16 protein-coding genes and 1 pseudogene are annotated in these 16,107 nt (G+C 76.2%); 12 read left to right on the top strand and 5 right to left on the bottom strand.

Features of this window, described 5'->3' with window-relative positions:
- The first annotated feature begins 106 nt into the window (after nucleotides 1-106).
- Nucleotides 107-1,078, top strand: coding sequence for a LysR family transcriptional regulator (locus ACR9E3_RS15035; RefSeq protein WP_460381099.1), 972 nt, complete (start codon nucleotides 107-109; stop codon nucleotides 1,076-1,078).
- 69 nt (nucleotides 1,079-1,147) lie between these two features.
- Complete coding sequence (locus ACR9E3_RS15030; RefSeq protein ID WP_460381098.1) at nucleotides 1,148-2,362, top strand: MFS transporter; 1,215 nt, start codon at nucleotides 1,148-1,150, stop codon at nucleotides 2,360-2,362.
- Here the strand turns inward: ACR9E3_RS15030 and ACR9E3_RS15025 are convergent.
- Entirely contained in the window at nucleotides 2,323-2,985 is a 663-nt protein-coding gene (locus ACR9E3_RS15025) for a response regulator (protein WP_460381097.1), read from the bottom strand. The two genes, ACR9E3_RS15030 and ACR9E3_RS15025, sit on opposite strands and share 40 nt — an antisense overlap.
- Nucleotides 2,982-4,142 carry a sensor histidine kinase gene (locus ACR9E3_RS15020; protein WP_460381096.1) on the bottom strand — a complete coding sequence of 387 codons (1,161 nt, stop codon included), beginning with the start codon at nucleotides 4,140-4,142 and terminating at the stop codon, nucleotides 2,982-2,984. Before ACR9E3_RS15020 ends, ACR9E3_RS15025 begins: the two co-directional genes overlap by 4 nt.
- A 156-nt stretch (nucleotides 4,143-4,298) precedes the next feature.
- On the opposite strand from ACR9E3_RS15020, the gene ACR9E3_RS15015 reads away from it, so the two are divergent.
- From ACR9E3_RS15015 to ACR9E3_RS14995, 5 genes are all read left to right on the top strand, one after another.
- Entirely contained in the window at nucleotides 4,299-4,949 is a 651-nt protein-coding gene (locus tag ACR9E3_RS15015) for a hypothetical protein (protein WP_460381095.1), read from the top strand.
- Nucleotides 4,946-6,079 carry an alpha/beta-hydrolase family protein gene (locus ACR9E3_RS15010; RefSeq protein ID WP_460381094.1) on the top strand — a complete coding sequence of 378 codons (1,134 nt, stop codon included), beginning with the start codon at nucleotides 4,946-4,948 and terminating at the stop codon, nucleotides 6,077-6,079. Before ACR9E3_RS15015 ends, ACR9E3_RS15010 begins: the two co-directional genes overlap by 4 nt.
- A gap of 18 nt (nucleotides 6,080-6,097) precedes the next feature.
- The gene (locus tag ACR9E3_RS15005) at nucleotides 6,098-6,760 is read left to right on the top strand and encodes a response regulator (protein ID WP_460381093.1); all 663 of its coding nucleotides are present in this window, start codon (nucleotides 6,098-6,100) and stop codon (nucleotides 6,758-6,760) included.
- Complete coding sequence (locus ACR9E3_RS15000; RefSeq protein WP_460381092.1) at nucleotides 6,757-8,769, top strand: sensor histidine kinase; 2,013 nt, start codon at nucleotides 6,757-6,759, stop codon at nucleotides 8,767-8,769. The genes ACR9E3_RS15005 and ACR9E3_RS15000 overlap by 4 nt, the downstream gene beginning before the upstream one ends.
- Nucleotides 8,770-8,934: 165 nt before the next feature.
- Nucleotides 8,935-9,678 carry a lysostaphin resistance A-like protein gene (locus tag ACR9E3_RS14995; protein WP_460381091.1) on the top strand — a complete coding sequence of 248 codons (744 nt, stop codon included), beginning with the start codon at nucleotides 8,935-8,937 and terminating at the stop codon, nucleotides 9,676-9,678.
- Here ACR9E3_RS14995 and ACR9E3_RS14990 read toward each other — a convergent pair whose 3' ends face one another.
- Nucleotides 9,679-10,212: an amino-acid N-acetyltransferase gene (locus ACR9E3_RS14990; RefSeq protein WP_460381090.1), complete on the bottom strand. Its 534-nt coding sequence runs from the start codon at nucleotides 10,210-10,212 to the stop codon at nucleotides 9,679-9,681.
- Between the two features lie 116 nt (nucleotides 10,213-10,328).
- Between ACR9E3_RS14990 and rimO the strand changes: the two genes are divergently transcribed.
- The 4 genes and pseudogenes from rimO to ACR9E3_RS14970 all read left to right on the top strand — a co-directional run bounded on the left by rimO (nucleotide 10,329) and on the right by ACR9E3_RS14970 (nucleotide 14,165).
- Nucleotides 10,329-11,780, top strand: a complete 1,452-nt coding sequence (gene rimO, locus ACR9E3_RS14985; RefSeq protein WP_460381089.1) for a 30S ribosomal protein S12 methylthiotransferase RimO — start codon at nucleotides 10,329-10,331, stop codon at nucleotides 11,778-11,780.
- Nucleotides 11,777-12,418 carry a CDP-diacylglycerol--glycerol-3-phosphate 3-phosphatidyltransferase gene (gene pgsA / locus ACR9E3_RS14980; protein WP_460381088.1) on the top strand — a complete coding sequence of 214 codons (642 nt, stop codon included), beginning with the start codon at nucleotides 11,777-11,779 and terminating at the stop codon, nucleotides 12,416-12,418. The genes rimO and pgsA overlap by 4 nt, the downstream gene beginning before the upstream one ends.
- Nucleotides 12,419-12,573: 155 nt before the next feature.
- A pseudogene (locus tag ACR9E3_RS14975) lies at nucleotides 12,574-12,790 on the top strand (helix-turn-helix domain-containing protein); the annotation flags it as partial.
- Nucleotides 12,791-13,334: 544 nt separating this feature from the next.
- Complete coding sequence (locus tag ACR9E3_RS14970; RefSeq protein WP_460381087.1) at nucleotides 13,335-14,165, top strand: PspA/IM30 family protein; 831 nt, start codon at nucleotides 13,335-13,337, stop codon at nucleotides 14,163-14,165.
- Between the two features lie 15 nt (nucleotides 14,166-14,180).
- Here ACR9E3_RS14970 and ACR9E3_RS14965 read toward each other — a convergent pair whose 3' ends face one another.
- Nucleotides 14,181-14,984 carry a helix-turn-helix transcriptional regulator gene (locus ACR9E3_RS14965; protein ID WP_460381086.1) on the bottom strand — a complete coding sequence of 268 codons (804 nt, stop codon included), beginning with the start codon at nucleotides 14,982-14,984 and terminating at the stop codon, nucleotides 14,181-14,183.
- A gap of 49 nt (nucleotides 14,985-15,033) precedes the next feature.
- On the opposite strand from ACR9E3_RS14965, the gene ACR9E3_RS14960 reads away from it, so the two are divergent.
- Entirely contained in the window at nucleotides 15,034-15,444 is a 411-nt protein-coding gene (locus ACR9E3_RS14960) for a DUF2000 family protein (protein WP_460381085.1), read from the top strand.
- Here ACR9E3_RS14960 and ACR9E3_RS14955 read toward each other — a convergent pair.
- Nucleotides 15,419-16,063 carry a hypothetical protein gene (locus tag ACR9E3_RS14955; RefSeq protein WP_460381084.1) on the bottom strand — a complete coding sequence of 215 codons (645 nt, stop codon included), beginning with the start codon at nucleotides 16,061-16,063 and terminating at the stop codon, nucleotides 15,419-15,421. The genes ACR9E3_RS14960 and ACR9E3_RS14955 overlap by 26 nt on opposite strands.
- Nucleotides 16,064-16,107 lie beyond the last annotated feature (44 nt).

Genomic DNA, 16,107 nt, shown 5'->3' with positions numbered 1-16,107 from the left:
TGCGGTCGGGGCGCAGCAGCCCGGAAGCCCGAACCGCTGATGCCGGGCATCGGCCGGATCGATGCCCCGCTTGAAGCGCGCGCGGCGGGCCCGGTATCCCTACGGGATGGACGAGGACGCGGCACCGCGGCCGCTCCGGCTCGCCAACCTCGACCTCAACCTGCTGCTCTCCCTGCGCGCGCTGCTCGCCGAGCGCAACGTGACACGGGCCGCCGCCGCCCTCGGCCTGTCGCAGCCCGCGGTCAGCGCGGCCCTCGCTCGACTGCGGCGGCACTTCGGCGATGAGCTGCTGGTCCGGGTCGGCAACCGCTACGAGCTGACACCGCTGGCGGCCGGCCTCGTGGACCGGGTGCAGGGCGCGGTCGCGGGCGTCGAGCGGGTGTTCTCCGCCGCCCCCGACTTCGACGCCGCCGACAGCACGCGGGAGTTCACGCTCCTCGTCTCCGACTACGCGACGAGCGTGCTCGGCCCGCCGCTCGCGGCCGCCTTCGCCCGCTCCGCGCCGAACGCCCGACTGCGCCTGTGCCCGCACCGTCCCGAGGACGTCACCGGCGCGGCCGAACGCCTCCGCGGGGTGGACGGGCTGCTGCTGCCCCACGGTTTCGTCGACGACCTGCCCTTCATCGACCTCTACGAGGACCACTGGGTGGTCCTGGTCGCGACCGCCAACGAGCGGGTCGGGGAAGAGATCACCCTCGACGATCTCGCGACGCTGCCGTGGGTGACCGTCTACCACCGCCCGACCGCGTTCACCCCGGCCGCGCAGCAGCTGCGGGCCCACGGCATCGAGCCCCGGGCGCAGGTCGTGGTGGAGTCCTTCCTGCCGATCCCGGACCTCGTCGCCGGCACCGACCGGGTGGCCCTCGTCCAGGCCCGCCTCGCGGCGCGCCTGCGGCCCGGCGGCGGTGTGCGGGCGCTGCCCTGCCCCTTCACGGTGACGCCGCTGGTGGAGGCGATGTGGTGGCACCCGACGTACGACACGGACGCGGCCCACCGGTGGCTGCGCGGCCTGATCACCGAGGTCGGCGCCGTCCTCCCCGCCATCAGCGCGACCGATGGTGGGTCCCAAGAGGAGTGATTTCCGATCACGTGATCCAGGCCTCGACACTCTCCGTCACCACCACAGCGGGACGGGACGGAGGGCGTCGTGACGGTGATCGGCCAGGACGAGGACCAGGGCAGCGCGGCCCGGTCCGGGCGGGCGACGGGGCAGGGCGCGATCCTGCTGGCGGGCAGCTGCCTGCCGATCCTCGGATCGGTGCTGCTCGCCCCCGTGCTGCCCCGGATGATGGACGCCTTCGCGGGGACGGCGGGCGTCGAGGCCCTGGTGCCGATCGTGCTCACCGCGCCGGCCCTGGTGATCGGCCTGCTGGCCCCGGTCGCGGGGCGGATCGTCGACGCGGCCGGCCGCAAGCGGGTGCTGGTCGCCGCTCTCGTGGTCTACGCGCTCTTCGGGACGGCGCCGCTGTACCTGAGCTCGCTGGGCGCGATCGTCGCCAGCCGCGTCGGGGTCGGGATCTGCGAGGCCGCGATCATGACCGCCTGCACGACGCTGCTCGCCGACCTCTTCGACGGCACGGCCCGCGACCGGTGGTTCGGCCGGCAGACGATCGCGACGACCCTCGCCGCGACCGCGTTCTTCGCCCTCGGCGGGGCGCTCGGCGCGGTGAGCTGGCGGGCGCCGTTCGTCCTGTACTTCTCCAGCCTCGTGATCGCCGTCCTGGTCGCGGTGTTCGTGCGCAGCACGGGCCGCACGCCGGCCGCGGCGCTCCCGCCGGTGCCCTGGCGCCTCATCGCCGTCCCGTGCCTGGTCACCCTCTTCGGCGGGGTCGTGTTCTACACGCCGATCGCCGAGCTCTCCCTGGTGCTCGCGTCGGTCGGGGTCACCTCGACGGCCACCATCGGCCTGGTCAGCGCCGTCGCCTCCCTCGCCACCGCGGCCGGCGGCTTCACCTTCGGCCGGGTCTCCGGGCGCGGGACGCGCGTGCTGCTCCCGGTCGCCCTCGGGCTCGCCGCGGCGGGGCTCGTGGTCGTCGGGCTGTCGTCGGCGGTGCCCGTGATCGCCGTCGGCGCGGTGATCGCCAGCGCCGGGACCGGCCTGCTGCTGCCGACCCTGCTGACGTGGGCGCTGTCCGGGCTGGGCTTCGCCGAGCGCGGCCGGGGGACGGGCTTCTGGACCGCGGCGATGTTCATCGGCCAGTTCTTCTGCCCGCTCGTGCTGCTCGCGGTGGCCGGCCCGCTGGGGAGCCTCTCGTCGGCGATCCTGGCGCTCGGCGTCCTCACCGCCGCCGTCGCGGTCCTGGCACCGATGATCGTGAGGTCTCAGCGGTCGAGCCGGGCGGTGACCACGCCCGTCTCGTAGGCCAGCACGACGGCCTGGACGCGGTCGCGCAGGTCGAGCTTGGTGAGGATCCTCCCGACGTGGGTCTTCACCGTCTGCTCGGCGAGCACGAGGTGCTCGGCGATCTCGAGGTTCGACAGGCCCCGCGCGACCAGCCCGAGCACCTCGCGCTCGCGGGCGGTCAGGACGTCGAGGCGCGGGGAGACCGCCCGGGCGGGCACGGCGCGTGAGGCGAACTCGGCGACCAGCCGGCGCGTGACCGACGGGGCGAGCAGGGCGTCGCCGGCGGCCACGACCCGGACCGCCCGCACCAGCTCCTCCGCGGGGGCGTCCTTGAGCAGGAAGCCGCTGGCGCCGGCGCGCAGGGCCTCGTAGACGTACTCGTCGACGTCGAACGTGGTCAGCACGAGCACCCGGACCTCCGGGTGGCGGGCCACGATCCGCCGGGTCGCCGCGAGCCCGTCGAGCCTCGGCATCCGCACGTCCATGAGCACGACGTCGGGGGTGTGCGCCTCGACCGCGGCGATCGCCTCCTCGCCGTCGGCGGCGTGCCCGACCACCTCGAGGCCGGGCTGCGCGGCCAGCAGGGCGCCGAAGCCCTCCCGGACCATCGCCTGGTCGTCGGCGACGAGCACCCGTGTCACACGCTCCTCCCCGCGACGGCCCGCCCGCTCGGCAGGCGCGCCTCCACCGCGTACCCGCCCTCGGCGGTCGGCCCGACGGTCAGCTCGCCCCCGACCGCCGCCGCGCGCTCGCGCATCCCGGGCAGCCCGAGCCCGGAGCCCGGGCCGGTGGCCTCGCGGCCCGGGCCGTTGACCACCCGGACGCGGACGGCATCGTCGGCGTGGTCGACGGTGACCGCGACCGGGGCGCCGGCGGCGTGCCGGGAGGCGTTGGCCAGCGCCTCGGCGAGGATCCGGTAGAGCGAGACCGTCGCGGCGGCCCCGAGCGCCGCCGGGTCCCCGGTGGTCGTGACGGTGAGGTCGACGCCCGCGCGGGTGGTCGCGGCGAGGAGGTCGTCGACGTCGGCCGCGGTCGGCTGCGGCCGCCGCTCGCCGCCCTCCTCGGTGCGCAGGACCTGCAGGACCCCGCGCAGCTCGCCGAGCGCCTGCCGCGCCGCGTCGCCGATCGCGGTGAACTCGCCGGCGGACGCCTCGTCGACGTCCGGGAGGCGGTAGCGGGCGGTCTCGGCGCGCACCACGACCATCGACATCGCGTGCGCGACGACGTCGTGCAGGTCGCGGGCGACGCGGGCGCGCTCCTGCAGCACCGCGCGCCGTGCCTCCTCGTCGGCCCGCTGCTCCTCGACCACGGCGATCTCGCGACGCTGGGCGGCGACCCGGCGTACGAGCAGCGCCACCGCGAGCAGGACCAGGGTCCAGAAGACGGCCAGGCCGGTGCCCTCCACCGAGGCGGTGGCCGCGGACACGACGACCGGCACGCCGACCGCGGCCACCGCCACCGCCCACCAGGCGCACCGCACCGCGACCAGTGCCGTCAGCCCGCCCAGCACCACCAGGTGCACGACCTGCACGCCGAGCCCGTGATCCGGCGCCGGCCCGACGAGCCACGCGATCAACAGGGCCCCGAGGGCGGAGGCGATCCACGCCCGCCACGGGTGCTCCGGCGCCAGGAGCACCGGCAGGCACACGACCAGCGCGACGGGCAGCGCCGTCGGCGGGGTGACCGCGAGCTCCTGCAGCGCGGTCGGCCAGGCGATCGCGAGCAGCACGCCGACCAGCACGATCCGGCCCGCCCACGACCAGGGCCGGGCGCGCGGCGTGATCCGTCCCCGAGCCATGGACGAGGAGGTTAGGAGGCCCCTACCGCGCTGTCGTCACACCAGGGTCCTCACCCCCCGGTATGACGCCGCGGCGGTGATGGCACCGTGGTCCTGCTCCCACGACGGCTCCCCAGCCCGACGCCCGCCGAGGCCCTCGGTGGCGAGCGTTCCCCCATGACCTGCACCGACACCCCTGCTCCCTCGCTGCCCCGGGTGACGTGGCCCCGCCGCACGCGCTTCCTGCGCCGGCCGGCGACCGCGACGCTGCTCGTGGTCCTCGCCGTGATCGCCGGGCTCGTGCTCGCCACCGGCACCGGGCAGGCGACGGTGCCGGCGCGCGGCGCCGAGGACCCGGACGCGGCCCGCGCGGTCGCCGACCTCACCGGCGAGAACCCCGGACCCGGGCGCGTCGGCTCCCGGCTGCCCGTCGCCTACGTCGCCGCGACCGCGGGCACGTCGCGCCACCCGGCCGTCGTCGACGGGATGCTGCTCGACCCCGGCGGGGGGTGCTCGTCCCCGATCGCCCTGCCCGCGGCGTTCGACGACGCCTGCCGCGCGCACGACCTGGGCTACGACCTGCTGCGCTACGCCAACCGGCGGGGGGCGCCGCTGGGGGGATGGGCGCGCGCCGCCCTCGACCGCCAGCTGGCCCGCGACCTCGCCGCCGCCTGCACCGAGACCTTCGCGGCGCGGGGCGTCGTCGACCTCACGCGCTGCCACCTCGTCGCGGGGCTCGCCGACGTCGTCGTCGCCGTCAACTCGTGGCGACAGGGCTGGAGCGTGCCGGTCGTCGAGCACGGTCCCTTCGAGCGGGACCCGGCGTGACCCCGGTCGTCGGCCCGCCCGCGGCCGGCGACCCCGCCCCCCGATCCCCGACCCGCTCGGCGCTCCCGGCCGCGCTGCTCCTGGCCGTGTCGACGTACCCGCCGATGCTCCCGCGCGGGGTCGTCACGCAGCTCGTCGAGTCGGCGGTGCTCCTGGGGCTGGGCTGGTGGCTGGGCGGGTGGGTGCGGTGGCGGCTCGGCGTCGCGGGCGCGGTGGCCACCGCCGTGTGGGTCGCGGTCACGCTCGGGGCGCAGGACGTGCAGCGGGCGGACCTGGGGCTGCCGGTGGTGGGCTGGGCGCCGATCGTCGCCGTCGCGGCGGCAGTGGTGCTCGTCCGGCGTCGGGCGATGCGGGTCGTGGCGCCGGTGCTCGCCGTCGCCGTGCTGGTGGGCCTCGGTCCCGGGCCGGCCGTCGCGGCGCCCACAGGGAGCCCGGACGTGCCGACGGTTTCCCCGGTGCACGTCGCCGTCCCGCTCGGTCCCGGCACGCCCGAGGAGCGGGCGGGCGCGGCGGTGGGCGCCCTCGAGCGCGCGGGCGGCACCGCGCGTCGGACGATCGTCGTGCTCGTCCCGACGGGCTCGGGATGGGTCGACGAGGAGGCGCTCGCGACGCTCGACGCGGCGACCGGCGGCGACGTCGCGACCGTGACCGTCGCCTACGACGACGCCCCGAGCTGGGTGTCGTACCTGACCGCCCGCGACGAGGCCGTGGCGACGACGGACGCGGTGCTGGCCGCGGTCGCGCGGGTCGCCGGCTCCTCCCGGGTGCTCGTCTACGGCCAGAGCCTCGGCGCGCTGGCCGGAGCGCAGGCCTGGGCCGCCCACCCGGAGCGGGCCGACGGCGCGTTCTGGGTCGGGCCGCCGGCGGACACGGTGATCGGCGCCGGGGGCCGGCCCGTCGTCGTGCTCGCGCATCCCGGCGATCCCGCCGCGGTCTGGTCGCCGCGCCTGCTCGTCGAGCCGCCGTCCCGGCCCACCGGCCGGCCGTGGGTCCCCGTCGTCTCGTTCCTGCAGACGTCGGTGGACCTCCTCGCCGCGGTCGGCGCCCCGGCCGGGGCGGGGCACCACTACGGCGCCGAGCAGCGGGGCGGATGGGACCGGCTGCTCGCGGCCACGTCGTCGGGCACGTGACCTGGCACGATGCGCCACGTGGGGATCCGGGTGCTGCTCGTGGACGACCAGCCGATCGTCCGGACGGGCTTCCGCACGGTGCTCACCGCGGCCGGGGGCATCGACGTCGTCGGCGAGGCGGGCGACGGGCCGGCGGCCGAGGCCGCGGTCGCGTCCCTGCGCCCCGAGGTCGTGCTGATGGACGTGCGGATGCCCGGCGGCGACGGGCTCACGGCCACCGAACGGATCACCGCTGCCCACCCCGACACCCGGGTCCTCGTCGTCACGACGTTCGACGTCGACGACTACGTCCGCCGCGCTCTACGGGGCGGGGCGAGCGGCTTCGTGCTCAAGGACTCCGACCCCGAGGACCTCGTGCGCGCCGTCCGCACGGTGCACGCAGGCGAGTCGCTGCTCGCGCCGTCGGTCACGACCCGGCTGGTGCGCGACTGGGTGGCGCGGGAGCCCGCTCCCGAGACCCCGCAGGGCCCGCCCGAGGGGCTCACGGCGCGGGAGCACGACGTGCTCGTGCTCGTCGCCCGCGGGCTGTCCAACGCCGAGATCGCCGCGGAGATGGTCGTGGCGGAGTCGACGGTGAAGACCCACGTCGCCCACCTCCTGCGCAAGCTCGGCCGGCGCGACCGCGTCCAGCTCGTCGTCCACGCCTTCGCGTGCGGCCTGGTGCCCGCCCGGCCGTCGTGAGGATCCGCCGCTGGACCGGGCTGCTGCCCGAGCTGCGGGCGGGCGACGCCGTCGTGATCGGCGTCCTGCTAGTCATGGTGACGATCAGCGCGCTGGCGCTGGGCCGGTGGTCGGGGAACCCGGAACCCACCCGGATCGTCGTGACCGCCCTCGTCGCCGGCACGCTGCAGACCGTCCCGGCCCTGTGGCGCCGCGAGCGCCCGATCGGCGCGCTGGTCGTGTTCGCGGCCTCCGTCCCGCAGGTCTGGGCGCTGGCGGCCTCGCCCGCGACGTGGACGTGGGCGGTGCTCGTGTTCGGTGTCGTCCGCCGGTCCCGCCCGGTGCCCGGCGGCGTGGCGCTCGTCGCGACGACGCTGCTGGCCCCGTTGCTCGCCGGAATCGCCGACCGCCCCACCGACCCGGCCACGGCGCTCGGGATCGCGGTGGGACTGCTCCTGAACGTCGGCCTCGTCCTGGTCGCGGCGGCCGCCGTCGCGGTGGTCGCCCGGGGGCGCGCCGCGCGGATCGCGGCGCGGCGCTGGCAGGAGGAGCGTGACCGGCTCGCCGACGCCCTCGCCGCCCAGCGCGACCGGCTCGCCGGCGACCTCCGCGACCTCGTCGCCGTCCGCGTCGAGCGGGTCGTCGCCGGTGTCCGCGCCCTGCCGGCGACCGCGACCGACCGTGACGCCCGGCTCACCGTCGTCGCCGCGGAGGCCCGGGCCGCCCTCGCGGGGATGCGCCGGGCCCTGCACCTGCTGCGCGCGCCGACGTCGGAGCCCGACGCGCCGGCGGCCGACCCGCCGGCACCGCCGAACCCGCGGTGGCTCCCGACCCGGGGCGGGGCGGCGCTCGCCGCCGTGGCGGCGGGGCTGGTCGCGGCCTCGGCCGCCGTGGCCGCGGTCGCGATCCCCCACGCCCGCCCGGGCCCGCTGGCGGACACGCTCGCGCTGGTCGACGTCGACCTCTCCCGCCCCGCCGGGCTGCTGCCGCTGCTCGTCCAGGTCGGCGCCCTCGCGTGGTGGCGCCGCGCGCCCCTGCCGGCGCTGGTGGTGGCGACGGCGGGATCGACGGCGGCCGCGCTGCTGCACAGCACGCACCTGGTCACCGAGGCGGCCTGGAGCATCCTCGTCTTCGGCGCCGGGCTGGGGGCGGGGACGGTCGCGTCCGCCGTCACCGTCGCGGCGTGCTCGACCGTGGTCCTCGTGACGACCCTGACCACGGACGTCCCGGCGGCGGTCGACCAGGGCCAGGCCACCTGGGTGCTGTCGTACGTGCTGGTCCCGGCGATCTGGGGTCTCGGGGTCCTGCAGCGCCGCGCCGCGGCCGCCGAGGCCCGCCGCGCCGCCGACCGGTCCGCGGAGCGCGCCCTGCGGGAGGTCCGTGCGCAGCGGCTCGGCCTGGCCCGCGACCTGCACGACGTCCTCGCCCACGAGCTGTCGGCGCTCGTCGTGACCCTCCACGCCGCGCGCCTCGACCCCGACCCGGACACGCTCGCCGCGATCGACGAGGCCGGCGAGCGGATCGCCGCGGCGCTGGCGACCCTGCTGGAGGGCGCTCCGGGCGCCGCGCGCCCCGTCCTCGACGTCCTCGACACCGACGCCGTCGGGGCGCTCGCCGGGCCGGTGCGCGACGCCGGGCTGCCGGTGGAGGTCGAGGTCGTCGGCGACGCCCCGGCAGACCGCCCGGAGGCGGACGTGCTCGCCGCGCGGATCGTCACCGAGGCGCTCACCAACGCGCTGCGCCACGCCGGACCGACGCCGACGCGGGTGTCCGTGCGCCACGGCGACGACGGCGTGACGGTCGAGGTCGTCGACGACGGCGTGCGGCCCGGCCACCGCGCGGCGCGCGAGGGCTCGGGCCTCGGGCTGGTGGGGATGCGCGAGCGCGCCGCCCTCGTCGGCGGGACCGTCGAGGCCGGACCGTGGGGGCCGGGCTGGCGCGTCCTCGCGCACCTGCCGCGTCGTGCGGCCGGGCTGCTCGACGCGGATGCCGACGCCGAGCCCGCCGGGTCCAGATCGCCGTCCCGGTGACGAACCCGCTCGGATGTGACACCGATCGTCACCGAGATCGCGATCGTGGTCCCTCCTCCTCGAGGAGGAGACGCCCGGGCGGGGATCCGCATCGCGAGGGACGATCACCGGCCCTCGCGTCCCTAGCGTCGACGACGTCCGATCGCCGCCCGAGGAGGAGACGTCGTGTCGACACCCACGCAGCCCGCCGACCCCGGCCCCGTCCCGCCCGGCCCGACCGACCCGGGCCCCGCGTCCGGTGCCCCGGAGCGTCCGCGCCCCGGCTGGACCGAGATCGCGGTCGGCGCCGTCGCCTACCTCGCCCTCACCGCCCTGGCCGCGATCCTGCTCGGCGGGCTGCTCCGGCCGGGGTCGGCGGCCCTCTCCGTCGTCGCGATCGGGATCTCCGGGGCGGCCGCGCTCGGCGCGGCGCTGCTCGCCGTCGCCGTGCGGGTGCGGTCGCTGCCGGCCATCGGCGTGCGCGCCGCGTCGTGGCGGTGGCTGCTCGTCGGCGTCGCGGGCGGCGTCGTCGGGTTCGCCGTCAACCGCGTGATCATCATCGGGTACGTCCTCGCGACCGGGGACATGTCGAACCCCCAGGCCGGGTTCCTCCCGGGGCTGACCGGTGACCTGCCCACGTTCGCCCTCATGATGCTGCTCGGCGCGGTCCTCGTGCCCGTGGGGGAGGAGCTGCTCTTCCGCGGCGTCGTCACCACGGCGCTGGGGCGCTACGGCGCCGGGGTCGCGGTGCTCGCGAGCGCGCTCGTCTTCGCGCTCGCCCACGGCGTCTCGATCGTGCTGCCCGCCGCGTTCGTGCTCGGCGTCGTCAACGCCCTGCTGCTGCGCCGCAGCGGGTCGGTCTGGCCCGGTGTGCTGGCCCACGGCGTCAACAACGCCCTGGTCTTCGGTCTGGCGGCGATCGTCCTGTAGTCAGAGCTCCAGGAGCATGCGGGTGTTGCCGAGGGTGTTCGGCTTGACGTACGCGAGGTCGAGGAACTCGGCGACGCCCTCGTCGGCCGACTGCATCATCTCGGCGTAGACCTCGGGTGACACCGGCGAGCCCTCGATCTCGCGGAAGCCGTGCCGGGCGAAGAACTCCACCTCGAACGTCAGCACGAAGACGCTGCGCAGGCCGAGCGCGCGGGCCTGGGCGATGAGCTCGTGGACCAGCCCGTGCCCGATGCCCGCGCCCCGCATCCCCGGACCGACCGCGATGGTGCGGATCTCGGCGAGGTCCTCCCAGAGCACGTGCAGCGCGCCGCAGCCGACGACGTCGCGGCCCCGCACGGCGACCCGGAACTCCTGGACCGTCTCGTAGAGGGTGACCAGCGGCTTGCGCAGCAGGATGTTGTCGTCGGCGAACGAGTCCACGAGGGCCTTGATGCCCCGCACGTCGGCGGTGCGCGCGCGCCGCAGGAGCACCGGGGCGGCGGTCTCGGGGGCGGTCTCGGCAGCAGGGGTCACCGGGCGCTCACCACCAGCGGAGGGTAGGCCAGGGGTCGGGCCGATAGGCTGGGGAGGTGGTCGAGCGCTCCCCGGAACCCCCTGAGCCATCGAGCCGCCGTCCTCGTGCTGCGCTCGTGACGCTCGGGTGTGCGCGCAACGACGTCGACTCCGAGGAACTGGCCGGGCGGCTGGCCGCCGAGGGCTGGGACGTCGCAGCCGACGACGCCGGGGACGCGGACGTGGTCGTGGTCAACACCTGCACGTTCGTCGAGCAGGCCAAGAAGGACTCCATCGACGCCGTGCTCGCCGCCGGAGGCGGCGACGCGAAGGTCGTGGCCGTCGGCTGCATGGCCGAGCGGTACGGCGCGGAGCTCGCCGAGGCCCTGCCCGAGGCGTCCGCGGTGCTCGGGTTCGACCACTACGGCGACCTGCCGTCCCGCCTCGACGACGTGCTGGCCGGGCGCCCGCTCGCGTCGCACACCCCCTCCGACCGGCGCACGCTGCTGCCGATCAGCCCGGTGAAGCGGCCCGAGGCCGTGGAGCGCGGGTCCATCCCGGGCCACGAGTGGCTGCCGGAGGTACCGCGGCAGCGGCTCGACGACGCACCGGTCGCCCCGCTCAAGCTCGCCTCGGGGTGCGACCGCCGCTGCAGCTTCTGCGCGATCCCCTCGTTCCGGGGGGCCTTCGTCTCCCGCGACCCGCGCGACGTCGTCGCCGAGGGCGCCTGGCTCGCCGACCACGGCGCGGCCGAGGTGATGCTCGTCAGCGAGAACTCCACGTCGTACGGGAAGGACATCGACGCCGGGGGCGCCGCGGGCGGGGCGCTCGAGCGCCTGCTCGGCGAGCTCGCGGCCGTGCCGGGGCTGCGCCGGGTCCGCGTCTCCTACCTGCAGCCCGCCGAGGTCCGGCCGCCGCTGCTGCGCGCGATCGCGGAGACCCCGCGCGTCGCGTCCTACTTCGACCTGTCCTTCCAGCACGCCAGCGCCCCGGTGCTGCGCCGGATGCGGCGCTTCGGCTCCCGCGAGACCTTCCTCGCGCTCTGCCGCGAGATCCGCGCGCTCGACCCCGAGGCCGGCATCCGCTCCAACGTCATCGTCGGCTTCCCCGGCGAGACCGAGGACGACCTCGCCGAGCTCGAGGCGTTCCTGTCCGAGGCCGAGCTGGACGCCGTCGGGGTGTTCGGCTACTCCGACGAGGACGGCACCGAGGCGCTCGACCTGCCCGGCAAGGTCGATCCCACCGAGATCGCGGCGCGCGTCGAGCGCGTCACCCGCCTCGCCGAGCACGTCGCCGAGGACCGGGCGGCGCGGCGGGTCGGGACGACGGTCGAGGTGCTCGCCGAACGCTGGGAGCCCGACGAGGAGTCCTGGATCGGCCGGGCCGCCCACCAGGGTCCCGACGTCGACGGCGAGTGCCGGCTGGTCGGGGACGAGGACCTGCTCGACGCGCTGGCGCCGGGCGACGTCGTCACCGGCCGGGTGGTCGACGCCGAGGGTCTCGACCTCGTGGTCGAGGCGCTCGCGCTCACCGAGGACCGGTCGGACGAGACCGCCGCCGGCGTCCCGGCCGGCGCCGGGGCCCGGTGACCTCCCCGCGGCCGGGCTCCACGCCCGGTGCCCCGTCCCCGACCGCGTCGGCCACCACGGCCGGCGGCGTCGTCGCGCCTCCGGTACCCCTGGTCAACATCGCGAACGCGCTCACCGTCGTGCGCCTCGTGCTCGTGCCGGTGTTCCTCGTCGTCCTCTTCGTCGACGGGGGACAGAGCGCGGCGTGGCGGTGGGCCGCGTTCGCCGTGTTCGCGATCGCGTCACTGACCGACACCTTCGACGGCGACCTCGCGCGCCGCTGGGGTCTCGTCACCGACTTCGGCAAGATCGCCGACCCGATCGCCGACAAGGCGCTCACCGGGTCCGCGCTGGTCGGGCTGTCGCTGCTCGGCGAGCTCGGGTGGTGGGTGACGGTCACGATCGCGGTCCGCGAGATCGGGGTGACCCTGCTCCGGTTCTGGGTGCTGCGCCACGGCGTGATCCCGGCCAGCCGCGGCGGCAAGATCAAGACGGTGCTGCAGACGGTGGCGCTCGGGCTCGCGATCATGCCGCTGCCCACCTGGCTCGACCCGGCCGTCGCGGTGCTCATGGTCGCCGCCGTCGTCGTCACCGTCGTCACGGGCGTCGACTACCTCGTGCGCGCGCTGCGCCTGCGGGCGCGCGGCCGGGCGACCTGACGGAACTGTTCGCTCTCGACGAACAGGGCGGGGCCCGCGTCACCGTCCCGGCGGCGTCGATCTCGGTACGGTGGACGGACACGGTCGTCGACGCCCGGTCGGGCAGGTCCAGGTCCTGCCCAGGGTTCACCACGGCCGGCGCTGGGAGGTGTGGCATGTCGCTGCTGTTGCGCGAGGCCATCGGCGGATCGATCCGTCAGGCCCGCACCGAGCGGGGCCGCACGCTGCGCGACGTCTCGAAGGAGGCGCGCGTGAGCCTGGGCTACCTGTCCGAGATCGAGCGGGGCCGCAAGGAGCCGTCCAGCGAGCTCCTCGCGGCGATCTGCGAGGCGCTCGGCCTGCCGCTGCCGGAGCTGCTCGACGAGGTCGCCGACGCGCTGCGCCCGGTCCGTCGGCGCGTGCCGGCCGGGGTCGGCGCGGGGGCGATCGACGAGCAGCCCGTCGACGAGGCCCTGCGCACCGCCGTGGAGGAGGCCTTCGAGGCGGGCGACGGGACCTCGGACGGTGCCGCCGCGTCGGCCAGCATGTCGGCCAGCATGTCGGCCACGCTGCCGACGCCGCCCGAGCCCGCGGACCCGCCGCTGCCGCAGACCGTCGCGCTGCCGGAGCCCGAGGGCGTCCCCGGCACGGGCGAGGAGGTCGTGGCGCCGGTCGAGGGCGGCACCACCGTGCGCCTCGTCGGCCTCGCGGGCGGGTCGGCGACCTCGTCGGCCGGCCGCTCGACGCCGGTGGTGCGCGTCGCGGCATGACTCCCGCGTGATCTCCCCGTGAGGTCACGTGAGATCCGCGCGGGCGCAGCAGCCGGTGATCGGTGGGCCGGTGGAAGCCTCCGCGAGGAGGTGAGACGATGGGGTCAGACCAGGCGCGGATGTCGCCCGCCTGAGCCGGATCGACGTCACGAGTTGGGCGGGAGCAGATGGCCAACCCCTTCGTCAAGGCCTGGCGGTACTTCTTGGCCGCGTTCTCCTCGAAGATCGACGAGCACGCTGACCCGAAGGTCCAGATCCAGCAGGCCATCGAGGACGCGCAGCGTCAGCACCAGGCGCTGTCGCAGCAGGCGGCGTCGGTGATCGGCAACCAGCGCCAGCTGGAGATGAAGCTGAACCGTCAGCTCTCCGACATCGAGAAGCTGCAGGCGTCGGCGCGTCAGGCCCTGGTGATGGCCGACGAGGCGCGCGCCCGCGGCGACGAGGAGGGCGCGCAGCGCTACGAGCAGAGCGCCGAGCAGTTCGCCTCGCAGCTGGTCACGGCCGAGCAGAACGTCGAGGACCTCAAGACGCTGCACGACCAGTCGATCGGCGCGGCGCAGCAGGCCAAGCAGGCCGTCGAGCGCAACGCGCAGGTCCTCCAGACCAAGATCGCCGAGCGCACCAAGCTCCTCAGCCAGCTCGAGCAGGCGAAGATGCAGGAGCAGGTCTCGGCGTCGCTGCGCTCGATGAGCGAGGTCGCCGCGCCGGGCAACACCCCGTCGCTCGACGAGGTGCGCGACAAGATCGAGCGCCGCTACTCGACGGCGCTGGGGCAGGCCGAGCTGGCGCAGAACAGCGTGCAGGGCCGCATGCTCGAGGTCGAGCAGGCCACCCGCGACTACGCGGGCAAGAGCCGCCTCGACCAGATCCGGGCCTCGATGGGCCAGGGCGGTGCGCAGATCCCGGCCGGGCAGTCTGCGGCCCAGCCGCAGGTCCAGCCGGCCCAGCCCGCCCAGCCGCAGCAGCAGCCCACGCAGCAGCAGGCGCCGCGCCAGTAGCCACCGCGCCAGGGATCACCGGCGGGGCCACCCCCGGGCGAAGCGCCCGGGGGTGGTGCCCGTGACGCGACGGAAGTGCCGCGTCAGGTGCGACTGGTCGTGGAAGCCCGCCGCGGTCGCGACGTCGGCGGCGGGCATGCCGCCGAGCACCAGGCGTCGCGCCAGGTCCACCCGGCGACCCGTCAGGTAGCGGTGCGGCGGCAGCCCGAACTCCGCGCCGAAGGCCCGGACGAGGTGGGTCGGGTGGGCGTGCAGCACCCGGGCGGCCTCGTCGAGCGCGAGACCCCGGGGCATGCGGGCATCGAGGAGATCCCGCAGCCGGTGGGCGAGGGTCGGGTCCCGGCGGGTCTCCGCGGTCACGTCCCCGAGGTGGGCCGCCAGCCGCTCGGCGATGAGCGCGAGCCGGGTCTGCGCGGCCAGCTCCTCGCCCGGCGCGTCGAGCACGTGGTGCAGCTGGTCGACGCGGCGGCGCAGCAGGGGGTCGTCGAACGCCGGACGGTCGACGGCGCGACCCGCGAGCGCCGGCCCGTCGGGGGCGCGCAGCACCGCGTCGTCGAGGTAGACCACGCGCTTGCGGAACCCGCCGGGCCGAGCCGAGCGCCCGTCGTGCGCGACGTGCGGCGGCAGCAGCGTCACCGAGGCCGGCAGCGCCCCGTGCTCGTGGCGGTCGAGGTCGTAGCGCACCGCGCCGTCGTCGACGATCAGCAGCGTCCACGCCTCGTGGGTGTGCGCCGGGTAGGCGTGGTCCACGAAGTGCGCGTGGAAGACCTCGGTGATCCCCGGGACCGCCGGGCGCCACGCACGGACCCGCTCACCCACGCCAGGAACGTACAAGACCGCACCCCGGTCGGCGGCCGATCGTGGTCGCGTGAGCTTCGAGACCAAGATCGCCGTCCTGCTGCGTGACGACCTGGCGGGCTGGCAGGCCCTCAACGTCACCGCGTTCCTCACCAGCGGGATCACCGGGGCGACCCCCGAGCTGGTCGGCGAGCCCTACGCCGACGCCGACGGCACCCCCTACCTGCCGATGCTCGGGCAGCCGGTGATGGTGTTCGCCGGGGACGCCGCGGTCCTGCGGGCCGCGCACGGACGGGCGCTGAGCCGGGGCCTGCGCATCGCTGTCTTCACCGCCGACCTGTTCGCGACCGGCAACGACGCGGACAACCGCGCCGCGGTCGCGAAGGTGGGTCGCGACGACCTCGACCTCGTCGGCATCGCGGTGCACGGGCCCCGGAACGGGATCGACAAGATCGTCAAGGGCGCCCGGATGCATCCGTGAGTGGCACGTCGGCGCCGTCCACAGCCCAGCGGTCGACGCGGTCCGGCGGCGAGACCAGGGCGGGGTCCTCGCCCACGGCGGGATCGGTCGCCTCGACCGCCGCACGGGCCGCGTCGAGCGGGCGCGCGTCGGTGGCCAGGTGCAGCCCGCGCATCGACCGGGAGCGGTGGTCCCACAGGAACAGCCCCCGGACGGTGCCGGGCAGGGCGCGCAGGGCCGGGATGACGTGCCGGCGGTGGATCCGGTCCATGGCGGCGCGCCCGGCGTCGCTGAAGGGGCCGTCGAACGCGGCCACGGCGGCGATCGTCGCGTCGGCGCCGGCGTCGGGCCCGGCTTCGTCCTCGACGACCTCGTAGACGACGTCCTCGTCGATGGTCACCGGCGGCGGGGTGCCGTCGTACGCGGCGCGGGTGCGGTCAGAGGCGGCGCGGGCGTCCTCCTCGGTGGCCCACAGCGTCAGCAGGGCCCGCACGGCGGTCGGTCCGGAGACCATGAAGTAGGCCCCGCTGTAGCCGGCGTGCCGGCGCAGGATGTCCGTGAGCTCGCGGCGGCGGGCGTCGGGGTCGTCGGTGGGTGGCAGGGACCTGACGGTCTGGAGTCGGGCGAACACGGCGTCCACGTCCTCTCGGTGTGCTGGTGGATGCCGTCGAGCGTGGAACGCGG

This window comes from Actinomycetospora sp. C-140, from assembly GCF_054796175.1.
Note: the sequence above shows the minus strand (reverse complement) of the source record. Positions and strands in the feature narration are given on the sequence as shown.

Excerpts from the sequence above, each read along its gene's own strand:
- ACR9E3_RS15035 (WP_460381099.1), top strand. The coding sequence starts at position 107 with ATGGACGAGGACGCGGCACCGCGGCCGCTCCGGCTCGCCAACCTCGAC.
- ACR9E3_RS15020 (WP_460381096.1), bottom strand. The coding sequence starts at position 4,142 with ATGGCTCGGGGACGGATCACGCCGCGCGCCCGGCCCTGGTCGTGGGCG.
- ACR9E3_RS15015 (WP_460381095.1), top strand. The coding sequence starts at position 4,299 with ATGACCTGCACCGACACCCCTGCTCCCTCGCTGCCCCGGGTGACGTGG.
- ACR9E3_RS14970 (WP_460381087.1), top strand. The coding sequence starts at position 13,335 with ATGGCCAACCCCTTCGTCAAGGCCTGGCGGTACTTCTTGGCCGCGTTC.